The organism is Methylocaldum sp. (genome assembly GCF_039794385.1).
Taxonomy (GTDB): domain Bacteria; phylum Pseudomonadota; class Gammaproteobacteria; order Methylococcales; family Methylococcaceae; genus Methylocaldum.
Genome location: NZ_JBDIVO010000028.1, coordinates 17,739 through 29,185 on the forward strand (window position 1 = coordinate 17,739; position 11,447 = coordinate 29,185).

The 11,447-nt window shown below is 59.4% G+C and carries 9 protein-coding genes and 1 tRNA gene; 6 read left to right on the plus strand and 4 right to left on the minus strand.

Translation table 11 applies throughout. The features are described 5' to 3' along the window. Positions 1 to 330: 330 nt before the first annotated feature. Both ABJK70_RS04565 and ABJK70_RS04570 read right to left on the minus strand, forming a co-directional pair. Positions 331 to 1,596 carry a glycosyltransferase gene (locus ABJK70_RS04565; protein ID WP_347257461.1) on the minus strand — a complete coding sequence of 422 codons (1,266 nt, stop codon included), beginning with the start codon at positions 1,594 to 1,596 and terminating at the stop codon, positions 331 to 333. Next, positions 1,589 to 2,290, minus strand: coding sequence for a DUF5752 family protein (locus tag ABJK70_RS04570; RefSeq protein WP_240502441.1), 702 nt, complete (start codon positions 2,288 to 2,290; stop codon positions 1,589 to 1,591). The genes ABJK70_RS04565 and ABJK70_RS04570 overlap by 8 nt, the downstream gene beginning before the upstream one ends. A 245-nt stretch (positions 2,291 to 2,535) precedes the next feature. On the opposite strand from ABJK70_RS04570, the gene ABJK70_RS04575 reads away from it, so the two are divergent. Next, on the plus strand, positions 2,536 to 4,362 hold the full coding sequence (locus tag ABJK70_RS04575) for an ATP-binding protein (protein ID WP_347257462.1): 1,827 nt from the start codon (positions 2,536 to 2,538) through the stop codon (positions 4,360 to 4,362). A gap of 471 nt (positions 4,363 to 4,833) precedes the next feature. Here ABJK70_RS04575 and ABJK70_RS04580 read toward each other — a convergent pair whose 3' ends face one another. Further along, the gene (locus tag ABJK70_RS04580) at positions 4,834 to 5,559 is read right to left on the minus strand and encodes an ABC transporter ATP-binding protein (RefSeq protein WP_077729303.1); all 726 of its coding nucleotides are present in this window, start codon (positions 5,557 to 5,559) and stop codon (positions 4,834 to 4,836) included. On the opposite strand from ABJK70_RS04580, the gene ABJK70_RS04585 reads away from it, so the two are divergent. The 3 genes from ABJK70_RS04585 to ABJK70_RS04595 all read left to right on the plus strand — a co-directional run bounded on the left by ABJK70_RS04585 (position 5,558) and on the right by ABJK70_RS04595 (position 7,393). Beyond that, complete coding sequence (locus ABJK70_RS04585) at positions 5,558 to 6,160, plus strand: arylesterase (RefSeq protein ID WP_086133107.1); 603 nt, start codon at positions 5,558 to 5,560, stop codon at positions 6,158 to 6,160. The two genes, ABJK70_RS04580 and ABJK70_RS04585, sit on opposite strands and share 2 nt — an antisense overlap. Positions 6,161 to 6,244: 84 nt before the next feature. Beyond that, complete coding sequence (locus ABJK70_RS04590; protein WP_077729305.1) at positions 6,245 to 6,619, plus strand: HopJ type III effector protein; 375 nt, start codon at positions 6,245 to 6,247, stop codon at positions 6,617 to 6,619. Positions 6,620 to 7,141: 522 nt separating this feature from the next. Next, the gene (locus ABJK70_RS04595; protein WP_077729306.1) at positions 7,142 to 7,393 is read left to right on the plus strand and encodes a hypothetical protein; all 252 of its coding nucleotides are present in this window, start codon (positions 7,142 to 7,144) and stop codon (positions 7,391 to 7,393) included. A gap of 326 nt (positions 7,394 to 7,719) precedes the next feature. Here the strand turns inward: ABJK70_RS04595 and ABJK70_RS04600 are convergent, their stop codons facing one another. Continuing rightward, positions 7,720 to 8,538 carry a pyruvate, water dikinase regulatory protein gene (locus tag ABJK70_RS04600; protein WP_347257463.1) on the minus strand — a complete coding sequence of 273 codons (819 nt, stop codon included), beginning with the start codon at positions 8,536 to 8,538 and terminating at the stop codon, positions 7,720 to 7,722. A 113-nt stretch (positions 8,539 to 8,651) separates the two neighbouring features. Here ABJK70_RS04600 and ppsA point away from each other — a divergent pair, with 113 nt between their 5' ends. Continuing rightward, positions 8,652 to 11,012, plus strand: coding sequence for a phosphoenolpyruvate synthase (gene ppsA, locus ABJK70_RS04605; protein ID WP_086133109.1), 2,361 nt, complete (start codon positions 8,652 to 8,654; stop codon positions 11,010 to 11,012). A 52-nt stretch (positions 11,013 to 11,064) separates the two neighbouring features. Beyond that, a tRNA-Ser gene (locus tag ABJK70_RS04610) sits at positions 11,065 to 11,155 on the plus strand. Positions 11,156 to 11,447 lie beyond the last annotated feature (292 nt).

Consider the following 11,447-nt stretch of genomic DNA (forward strand, 5'->3'; position numbering starts at 1 on the left):
ACATGGAAGTGCCTTTTGTTGCCCCCGGCTCAAGGCGTCGACGCGCAGGATCAGCGCGCCATCCGGGTGTCCTTTCTTTTGGGTCCTTTTCTTTGGACAAGCAACGAAAAGGACCTCGGCTGTGGGTCCGACAAACCGGCAGGACAGCCGGTTTGCACGGCTTCGCCGCCCGATAGGGCGAGGCCTAAGGATAGGCCGAGTGAAACCCACATTCAAAACAACCGTCGCGTCAGCGACTCCTTACCATCGAATTGGTTGCTACAGCGAACTCAGCCGCCGGAAACGCTGTGTCCTTCAACCGGGCTCTGCGTTCCCGGCCAACACCACCGATTACTGCCCTCTAACCCGAATCGCCCCCGCCAGCTCGATGCGTTCTCCCGCGGCGTGCAGCACGCTCACCATCAGAGTGAGGTACTCCCGAAGGTGGCGGGTGATCAGGAAGTTTTCGCGTACGAACTCCCGCGCTTTATTGCCCATTTCCTCGATTTTGTGCCGGTCGTGGAGCAGGTAGCGGATGCGCAGGGCCGCGCCTTCCGGGGTATTGACCAAAAAGCCGGTGTGATGGTCGATCACCTGGAGCCGAATACCGCCGGTATCTCCGCCGATGACCGGTTTGCCCTTCCATAAGGCTTCGGTGACCGTCAGGCCGAAGCCCTCGCGAAGCGATTTCTGCACCACCAGATCGGCAGCCCGCTGCAATGCATTGATGGTGCGGTGGGCGTCGGGCGGAAGGAGCAGGACATGTACATCGGAGTCGCCGTTCGCCGCCTGCCGCGCTTCGGCCAAAACGGCGTCTCCTTCGGGATCGTCGGTGGCGGAACCTCCGGCCAGAACCAGCTGAATGTCCCGCAGGAAATGCTTGGCGATTCGGTATGCTTCTATTACGCCTACCGGGTCCTTGAACTGGTCGAAGCGAGAGACCTGAACGATGATGGGGCGCGTCCGGTCGATACCGAAGCGCTCGCAGACGCTGTCGATCTCGTCTTCCGGCAGATCGACATTCTTGTCGCTCAAGGGATCGATGCTGGGCGGAATCAGGTATTGCGGGTGGGGCAGGGGCTGCACGAACGCGGCGAGCGAGAAAACGCTGGCGTCAAAGCCGGCGACGAAGCCGCGGAGATAACGCCAGATTACGCGGTTCGGCCGATTGATATCGATATGGCAGCGCCAGATCCATTTGCCCTTGCGCTCGGGAATATATCTCAGCAGCGGAGCGGGCTGCGGATCGTGAATGAAAACGATGTCGGCATCGCTTAGAATCGGGCGCAGCTGTTCGGCGTTAAAGGCGTTGGTCTCTTCGAAGTTCCGCAGCCAGTCGTTGGGCATGTTCACCATTTTGCCCTGGAGACCATTGTGAAAACTCTTGGTGCATTGATAAAACACCGCATTGCCGGTGATCACTTCCCAGTGGGTTTCGATTCCGAGCTCCCGCATCAGCGGCACGTGCTTTTCCAGAATCTCCGCGACGCCGCCGCCGAGCCGGGTCGAGTTGACGTGGACCACGCGTTTGTCCCGCAGCGTTCCCGCGAGCTGATGCAGCTGATCGATGACATCCTGACCGACGACCTCGGCGTACGATTCCAACAGATTAGCCACGGCCCACCTCGCACAGGCAGCCGGAGAACACGCGCGCCAATTCTTCGCGGAGACTGGTCAGCGAGGTAAAGTAGGGATCGATCTTGGCCAGACATTGACAGAGGCTTTCATAGCGTCCGTCGAAAGACTCCAGCCAGTTCCGAAAGTCATCCAGCCGGTTCTCGTTGCGCCGCTTGGCGTCGATGAAGTGATAGAAAATGCTGCTTACCGACATTTGTCCGATCCGGGCGGCAAGCTTCTCCGGGGTGAAAAACTGGAGATCGGTGCGAAAAACGACGGTGAGCGCCCGAATAAACTCGAACTGCTGATCCGGTTGCGCCCATGCCAGAACCTCGCGTTCATCCAGCCGCTGCTCGATGATCTCGATCAGCTCCTGGCGCAATTCGTCGAGCGTGTCATAGCTGTTGGGATCGACGACGCTCAGGCGCTCGGCGAGCACCTTGTCGTGCAAAGCATGCCTGGACCAGGCGGCGAAGTCGTTGCTGTATTCGGGCTCGTCGAAGCGGGGATGGAGCAGATTGCCCCAGAAGTGAAAATAAATGCTCCCGGGATGAATAGCCAATAGCTGATCGCGCAGTTCCTTAAGGTTCTGTGCCCGTTTACCGGTCGCGATAGCCAATAGGGCGCAATCATTGACTATGAAAGGCATCGATCCGCTGGCGACGTTCTCCATGGCGATCTCTGGCTTGCCCATCGTTTGCGTACAATTCTCGAGCACCATAGCCAGCTTGGCGGTATTTGTAAATCCGTGAAAGTCGGGGTATGTCTTTTCAGCATCGGCAGGCCGGGAATAACACCTTTTCCCGCTGCGCGACGGGATAACGCAGTGGATTTGACACGCCCGTTCGTTGTCCCTGTGTTACAGTTTTAATCCTACGTACCGGTTCGTTGACAAGGCCTGGTTCGGGGAGTTTAAGCGCATGCTGGGGAGACGACACGATGTCGAACAATACGGACAAGACCACGCTGAGAGAGAATGCCGAAGCCGAGCTCGACAATAAGCTTGAACCGGCCGCACCTACGGACGTCGATGAGCAAACTCCGCAGCAGGAGCGTCAATCGCTACACGAGTTTCAAGTCCGCGCGCTGGAATTGGAAGCCGAAAACCGGAAGCTGAAGGAGGCGCTGGAGGCGCTGGAGGAGTCCCGCGACCACTACGCAAACCTTTTCGATTTCGCTCCGGCGGGTTATTTGACCTTGGATGAACACGGCGTGATCAAGGAGATCAATCTGACCGCCGCCGGCATGCTGGCACGGGAGCGCCCGGCCCTAATCGGGCTTCCGTTCGTTCGCTTTATCGCCAAGGCAGATCAAAAAAAGTTTTCGAATCATCTTTCGCAAAGTCGATGCGAGCGGCGGAGCCTCACCACGGAGCTCCGTCTAGTCGGAAAGGGCGGTTGGCATCTTCCGGTGGAAATGCATACCTCATCGATGCGGGATAGCCGGCACTATGTGTTTTACCGCACGGTGCTGACCGACATCAGCGAACGCTTGCTGGTGCGAACGGCCTTGGATCAGTCGCGCCGGCAGCTCGAACAGAATGTTTCGGAACGGACGGCCGCTCTGCAAGAGAATCGGCAACTGGAGGCCGAGGTCGCCGAACGGAAGCGGCTGGAAGCCGAGTTGCGGCAACGCATGCAAGAACTGGCCGATGCGGACCGGCACAAGGACGAGTTCATGGCCATGCTGGCGCACGAACTGCGCAATCCCCTGGCGGCCATCGTCAATGCGACCGAGTTGATGCGACGCAAGCCTTCGGGCCATCAGCACCTGTATGACTGGGCCTGCCGGGTGATCAAAGATCAGACCGCGCATCTCGCCCACCTTCTGGACGACCTGCTGGACGTGGCGAGGGTCACGCAGGGAAAGATCGTATTGGACCAGGCGACGATCGATCTGAGGACCGTCGTGTCCCAAGCGGTCGAAGCCAATCGGGCCCTGCTCGAGGATCGCCGGCATCGCCTGAACGTGCGTGTTCCGCCCGAGCCGGTTTGGGTGCAGGGCGATAGCACGCGTTGCGTCCAGATCGTCGGCAATCTGATTCACAACGCCGCCAAATTCACCGAGGTGGAAGGCGAGATCGAGGTCGTCCTCGACACCGAAGCCGACGATGCCGTGGTGCGGGTTCGCGACAACGGCACCGGCATTTCCACCGAACTCTTGCCCCGGATTTTCGAGCCGTTCACCCAGGAAGACCGCTCGCTGGCCCGTTCACGCGGCGGCTTGGGAATCGGTCTGTCGCTGGTCAAGAAACTGGTGGAGCTCCATCACGGCCGGGTGGAGGTGGCCAGCCAAGGCCCCGGTCAGGGCAGCGAATTCACGGTCCGCTTGCCGTGGATGAAAACGCATTTGTCCAGCCGGAAACACAGCGAGAAGGTCCAAGATTCAGGTTTGTCCGCGGCCGATCAATATGTCCTGGTGGTCGACGACAATGTGTCTTCGGCCGATTCCTTGTCGACCTTGCTCGGGGCGTATGGGTATCAGGTTCAGGTCGCCTACGACGGCAAAGAGGCGCTCGACCGGGGCAGGGAGCGAGCGCCCGATGTCGTGCTGCTGGATATCGGTATGCCGCAGATGGACGGGTATGAAGTGGCTCGGCGCATGCGGGAAGATCCACGGCTCACGGGAACGCGCTTGATCGCGATCTCCGGCTATGGCCAGGAAGAGGACCGGCAGCGCTCGCGCGAAGCCGGCTTCGACCACCATCTGGTCAAGCCGGTGGACATCGATGTCTTGCTGGATTTGCTCGGCAGCAGGCAGCCGTAGGTCAACAATCCTTTGTCGACAGATTTCGTAGGGCGGATTAGGCGCACTCCGGCATAGGCTGGATGTTGAACACCGCGTTCTGCGTGCGCCGTAACCCGCCAAAACAACGCCCCGTGTCCTTGCCGTTCGCTTCGGTGGGTTACGGTGCGCGCCTGAATCGGTGAGTTACAGTGAGTAAAGAAAACAATGCCAGTATTACCCGTCATTCCGGCAGGGAGTGCCGGAATCCAGAGGCCAAGGATGGCCTGCCCTCTACGTCCTTGTAACCTGGACCCCGGCAGTCCCAATCGCAAACGGGCCTTTAGTCGGCCCCTTCCATGCCGGGGTGACGATGTGGTTTGACTTTCGTTACGAACAGTAAGTACAGGTTGTCGGGGCGCACCTAACCCACCCTACCATGGGCTGATAGAGTACTCCCGTATCGCGCCGCATGGTCGGCGGCACAAATACGCCGGAATACGCTGCGGTAGGTCAACTCTCCGCCGAATATCCCACGATGCGGCCGCTATCCAGGCGGATCAAGCGTTCGCAGCGGGAAGCCAGGGTTTCGTCGTGGGTGACCAGAACCAGCGTGGTGCCTTTCTCGCGGTTCAGCTCGAACAGCAATTCGATAACGGTCCGGCCGGTATTGCTGTCCAGATTGCCGGTAGGCTCGTCTGCGAACAGAATTTTCGGTTCGGTGACGAAAGCCCGCGCCAGCGCGACGCGCTGCTGTTCGCCCCCCGAGAGCTGCCGCGGATAATGCTTGAACCGGTGGCTCAGGCCGACCCGTTCGAGCATGGCAAGGCTGCGGAGCCGGGCCTCGTCGCCGGCACCGGCCAGTTCCATGGGGAGCATGACGTTCTCCAGTGCGGTCAGATTGGGAAGAAGCTGGAACGACTGGAATACGAAACCGACATACTCGCTGCGGAGCCGCGCCCGGCCGTCTTCGTCCATATCGGTGAGGCAGGATCCCGCGAGCCAGATGCGGCCCGAAGAAGGTAGATCGAGGCCGGCCAGAAGGCCGAGCAAGGTCGATTTGCCCGATCCCGAAGCGCCGACGATGGCCAAGGTTTCTCTCGGTTTGATCGAGAGGTCGACTGCTGTCAATATATCTAGCCGACCGTCCGCCGTTGTGACGTGTTTGCCGAGATTCTCCGTTCGAATGACGAATTCCGCGTCGATATCCTCCAACGCACCGATCTGCTCCTGTGTCATGCGAAAACTGTTGTTATCCTTCATTTTCCTCGTGTTGCCGGGATTGTGTCAGGCAAAAACCGTTCTTGTTCTCGGCGATAGTATCAGTGCCGGGTATGGTTTGGAAAAGATAGACCACGGCTGGGTGGCTATGTTGCAGGAGGCGGCGCGGCCGCTTGGCGCCGAGGTCGTGAACGCCAGTATTTCCGGCGAGACGAGCGCCGGCGGCCTTGCCCGGATCGACGAGCTTCTTCGTCGGCACCGGCCGACCGTGGTGATACTCGAACTCGGCGCCAACGACGGTTTGCGCGGGCTTTCGCCCAAGCAGCTGGAAGCCAACCTGAGCGAAATGACCGTCCGCTCCAAGGCCGCCGGTGCCGAGGTATTGCTGCTCGGCATGAAGATACCGCCGAACTATGGCAAGCGTTACGCCGACCTTTTTCGGAATGTCTTCCACCGGGTCACCGAGACCCACGATACGGCGTTCGTGCCGTTTCTTCTGGAAGGCGTCGGCGGTCAAGACCATTTGATGCAGGCGGACGGCCTGCATCCCAATCGCGAGGCTCAGGCGATCCTGTTTCGCCAGGTTTGGGACAAGCTGGAGCCGATGCTCGCCCGTTAAGCTCTGAATTTGCGACCGTCTGCGGTCTCTACGTGACGGTCCTCCATACGTGATCCAATAAGGTTCGTTTTCTTTATCACCGACATGATTACATCGTTAGAAGCATTCATCGCCAAAATCAAGCAATGCCAGCCGGTCGCCTTCAAAGAAAGCATCGACGTCATCGGGCAATATTACGATTATCGGCCAACCCGCTTTACCAACGGTCTGGCTGATAACCGGGTGGTCAACGAACCGGGGAGCAACGAAGGTTCCTGCAAGATTTTCTATTTCGGCCGGCTGCACGGGTTATCCGAGAAAGAGACTCTGGCGCTGTTCGGCGAGCATTACGTCGAAGTGCTGTCGAACCCGAACGGCGAAAGCCACAAGAACATCAGAACCTTCATGCAGTGCGGATGGCCTGGAATCACCTTCGACGGCGAAGCTTTGGTTCGAAGATCGCCGGATCGCAGTGCGTGATGAGAGGGGACGAAAGCGGGGTCCCCGCCGGCGCGCTTTTCACCACGGCGTAGTGGTATGGATCGGGAAGCCGCCTCGTACGCCCGAAATGTAGAACTTATAGGATGGGCTGAGTGTGCGAAGTCCATCGTTCGCGATCGATGCCTGTCCTGAGCCCCGTCGAAGGGCGCTTCGTTCCACAGCGCATTCATTTTATGAACTTTCCGCCACGGTACGGCAGAGCGGGCTGGAAAGCCGTTCCCGGCCGAGGAAAATGTAGGCCGGAATAAGTCGTAGGTCGACAATCATTTGCCGACGACCGTGCGCAACGCCATTGATGGATCTGGGAGGGAGGCGGCCGCCCGATTTCGGCGCGCGCCTCGGCGGCGGTCGTTGTCCTGCGCCGTATCCCGTCGTCTAGTTTCATCGAATGAATTGTTGTTTAATCCGAACGCTTTGCCCGCATATGCTGTCAAAAGCCCGTTTTCCCTAGATTTTTTCCGGAAATTCCGGTGCCATACCGAAACATCGTTGGAGAGTTTTATGCTGATTTTTTTCAAGAGCCTAGTGGCCCTCTCGATATTGATTTTTATCGTCGGGCTGATTAAACCGAAATGGATTCTATTCTGGATGAAGCAACCGGATCGTCTGATAGCCACCTCGGTGGGCTTGCTGCTGTTCATGGCGTCGTGGACCGGGATCGCCAAGCTGACCTTGAAGCCGAAGGCTCCTCAGGCGGTACAGCATTCGGAGCGGTCTGTCGACGAGCAGAATACTTTGCAGTTGGGGCGTTGAGGGTTCGGCAGCTGTTATCGTGCCGTGCCGTTATCGTTTCTCGCCCTCCTTTGCAGCCAAATAGCTTACTGCGGCTTCCGCCACGGAATGGTTACTCGGTCTGATCAGTTTATTAATCAGGCCCGTAAATACCCTCCCGGTATTTACGGGCCGCCGCCCAGGCCGGTACACGCTTAGGCTTGGGCTCGCGCGGCTTGTCGCCGCGCTAAGGAAACCCTGCCCCGGATTACCCCGGCCTATGTTTATAGGCCGGGGTAATAATCAACGATACGGCCGCGCCGATCCGAGGCTATGGTGCCGGAGGTAAGTCCGCGACCTGGCCCCGTTTACCACCGCATTCGTTGCAGACCAGCACGGTGAAGTATGTTGGCGGCGATTTCTTCCACCGACATGGTCGAAGTATCTAAGTAAGGAATTCCCGCTGCTTGGAACAGCCCGTCCGCAGCGCGGATTTCATTTCGACATTGTTCGAGAGAGGCGTAGCGGCTTCCGGGTCTTCGTTCTTCTCTGAGCTGATGTAGGCGTTCCGGATTCATGGTCAGACCGAACAGCCGCTCGCGGTGCTTCCGTAGATTGGATGGCAGCCCGGAAAGATTCAGGTCCTCCTCGGTCAAGGGATAGTTGGCGGCCTTGATGCCGTAGTGCAGGGCGAGAAACAGGCTGGCCGGGGTTTTTCCCGAGCGTGAAACCCCGACGAGAATGATGTCGGCTTTGTCGTAAGCGTCGACGCCGATGCCATCGTCGCAATCGATGGCAAATCTCAGAGCTTCCACGCGCCCCCGGCCCAGAGCCGCATTGCCCAAGCCGTGGGCCCGTCCGATCGCTTGGGCGGACGGCTGTCCGAGCGCCGTTTCCATGCGATCGAGAAAGGCTTCGAAAAGATCGAATACCACGGCTTCGCTGCATTCCAATATTTGACGAAGATGATCGTCGGTCAGCGTACTGAACACCAGCGGCGCTTGTCCGTCCCGGGCAAATGCGTCGGCGATGCGCCGGCACGTGTCTATCGCCTTGGCTTCGCAATCGACGAAAGGCTGGGTGACGCGTTCGAACGTGACGGTCTCGAACTGGCTCAAGAGACTCCGTCCGAAGGTCTCGGCGGTGATGGCCGTGTGATCGGATACGAAGAAGACGGTGCGTTTCATGCTTTTCTTACCATGCCGGGTGGATTCCCATAGAATACTGAATTCGAACGCAGGAAGCTTGTGAAAGGGCCGCGGCGCATCGCAAGCTCTCGGCAACTATTACGGGGTGTCCGATGAACGAATACGTGGTTTGGTTCGATGCTTTGGGAATGGACGATGTGGGGCGCGTAGGCGGCAAGAATGCCTCGCTCGGCGAAATGATCAGCCGGCTTTCCGAGGCGGGCGTCACGGTACCCGACGGTTTCGCCACCACGGCCGAAGCGTATCGGGATTTTCTCGCTCAGAACGGCCTCGACCGACGCATCTGGGCGGAACTGGACCGGCTCGACGTTGATAACGTCACGGCGCTGGCGCGCGCGGGCGACACCATCCGCCAGTGGATCATGAACACACCTTTTACCCCCGAACTGGAAAAAGCCATCACGGAAGCTTACCGCCAACTGGCCGGCGAGTCCCCGAAGGAGTTTTCCGTGGCCGTGCGCTCCTCTGCCACGGCGGAAGATCTTCCGACGGCGTCGTTCGCCGGGCAGCAGGAAACCTACCTCAACGTGCAAGGCCTGGACGGCGTGCTCCGGGCGGTCAAGCAGGTTTTTGCCTCGCTTTTCAACGACCGGGCCATCGCCTATCGCGTGCACCAAGGCTTCGAGCACCGCAAGGTATTATTGTCCGCCGGCGTGCAGCGGATGGTGCGCAGCGATCTCGCCGCGAGCGGCGTGATTTTCACCCTGGATACCGAATCGGGTTTCCGCGATGCCGTTTTCGTGACTTCGAGCTATGGCCTCGGCGAAATGGTGGTGCAGGGCGCGGTCGATCCTGACGAGTTCTACGTCTACAAGCCGTCTCTCGCGGCCGGAAAATCGGCAGTGCTGCGCCGCAGCCTCGGCAAGAAAGCCGTCAAGATGATTTACGACCCCGCCAAATCCGTGGTCACCGTCGACACGCGCGAAGAGGACCGGCAGCGGTTTTCCGTCACCGATCAGGAAGCGGAAGAGTTGGCGCGGCTCTCGGTGCGCATCGAACAGCATTACAAGAGGCCCATGGACATCGAATGGGCCAAGGACGGACTCGACGGCCGCCTCTATATTCTCCAGGCCCGGCCGGAGACGGTGCAAAGCCGCGTCACGCGCGAGATGGAGCGCTATCGGCTCAAGCAGAAGGGTAAGGTGCTGGCCGAAGGCCGCAGCGTTGGGCACCGCATCGGCAATGGGCTCGCCAAAGTCATCGCCAGCGTGTCGCAGATGGATCTGGTGCAGCCGGGCGACGTGCTGGTGACCGACATGACCGATCCCGATTGGGAGCCGATCATGAAAAGAGCCAGCGCCATCGTCACCAATCGCGGCGGGCGGACCTGCCACGCGGCGATCATCGCCCGCGAGCTCGGCATTCCCGCGGTCGTCGGCTGCGGCGACGCCACCCGCAAGATCCAGCGCGATACCATGGTCACCGTCTCTTGCGCCGAAGGCGATACCGGTTACATCTATCAGGGCGAACTGCCCTACGAAGTCAGCAAGGTCAACTTGGACGAGATGCCCAAGCTGCCGGTCAAGCTCATGATGAACGTGGCCAACCCGGAGCGCGCTTTCGCCTTTTCCGCGCTGCCGAACGACGGCGTCGGCCTGGCCCGGCTCGAATTCGTCATCGCGCGGACCATCGGTGTTCATCCGAAAGCCTTGCTCGAATACGAGCGCCAGCCGGCCGAGTTGCAGCAGGCGATCCGCGAGCGCATCGCCGGTTATCGCGATCCGGTGAGTTTTTATGTCGACAAGCTGGCCGAAGGCATCGCCATGATCGCCGCCGCCTTCGCGCCCAAGCCCGTGATCGTCAGGACCTCGGACTTCAAGACCAACGAGTACGCCAATCTTCTGGGCGGTAAAGCCTACGAGCCGAACGAAGAAAATCCCATGATCGGTTTCCGCGGCGCCTCGCGTTATGTGGACGACTCATTCCGTGACTGCTTCGAGCTGGAATGCCGCGCCTTGAAAAAGGTGCGCGAGGACATGGGGCTGGAGAACGTCTGGGTCATGATTCCCTTCGTGCGCACTTTGGACGAGGCGCGCGGAGTCGCCGAGCTGCTCCAGCGCTTCGGCTTGCCGCGCGGGGTGAACGGGCTCAAATGGATCATGATGTGCGAAATTCCCTCGAATCCCTTGCTGGCCGACGAGTTCCTGCAAATCTTCGACGGCTTCTCCATCGGTTCCAACGATCTGACCCAGCTCACCCTGGGCATAGACCGCGACTCCGGGCTGGTCGCGGGGGGCTTCGACGAGCGTAACCCGGCGGTCAAGGCGCTCATCCGCCAGGCCATTCAGGCCTGCCGCAAGCATGGCAAGTACATCGGAATCTGCGGACAGGGGCCGTCCGATCATCCCGACCTCGCTCGCTGGCTGCTGGACGAAGGCATCGAGAGCTTGTCCCTCAACCCGGACACCGTGGTCGAGACCTGGATGTTTTTGGCCGGGAATAACGTCGGTTGAGTATCGAGGAGGCTGACAACCGCCGGATTTTCAATTAAAATGCCGCGTTTTCGGAGAGATGGCCGAGTGGTCGAAGGCGCACGACTGGAAATCGTGTATACGGCAAAACCGTATCGAGGGTTCGAATCCCTCTCTCTCCGCCAATCATAGAAACCGAAGGCGTTCGGTGAAATCCGGAAAACCCGCGAGTCACAAGGCTTGGCGGGTTTTTTGTTGTCCGGAGACGTTCGGCAGGGAACGCTTGAACCAAATCGCTTGTCATGCGAGGCCGTCACCCCGACACTCCCCCCAAATTGGCCAGTGAAGCCCCTAAGGAGCCGCCGATAAACGGTGCCAACATAGCGATTACCTGGGGTAATTGACGCATGGGTTCCCGCGATATACCGAAAGTCTGGAGATAACTCCACAGTTCCTGATGTTCGGATGTGGGAAAGT

Coding starts and splice junctions, on each gene's coding strand:
- ABJK70_RS04595 (WP_077729306.1), top strand. CDS start 7,142: ATGCTGATTTTTTTCAAGAGCCTAGTGGCCCTCTCGATATTGATTTTT.
- ABJK70_RS04570 (WP_240502441.1), bottom strand. CDS start 2,290: ATGGGCAAGCCAGAGATCGCCATGGAGAACGTCGCCAGCGGATCGATG.
- ABJK70_RS04600 (WP_347257463.1), bottom strand. CDS start 8,538: ATGAAACGCACCGTCTTCTTCGTATCCGATCACACGGCCATCACCGCC.
- ABJK70_RS04580 (WP_077729303.1), bottom strand. CDS start 5,559: ATGACACAGGAGCAGATCGGTGCGTTGGAGGATATCGACGCGGAATTC.
- ABJK70_RS04585 (WP_086133107.1), top strand. CDS start 5,558: ATGCGAAAACTGTTGTTATCCTTCATTTTCCTCGTGTTGCCGGGATTG.
- ABJK70_RS04590 (WP_077729305.1), top strand. CDS start 6,245: ATGATTACATCGTTAGAAGCATTCATCGCCAAAATCAAGCAATGCCAG.
- ppsA (WP_086133109.1), top strand. CDS start 8,652: ATGAACGAATACGTGGTTTGGTTCGATGCTTTGGGAATGGACGATGTG.
- ABJK70_RS04575 (WP_347257462.1), top strand. CDS start 2,536: ATGTCGAACAATACGGACAAGACCACGCTGAGAGAGAATGCCGAAGCC.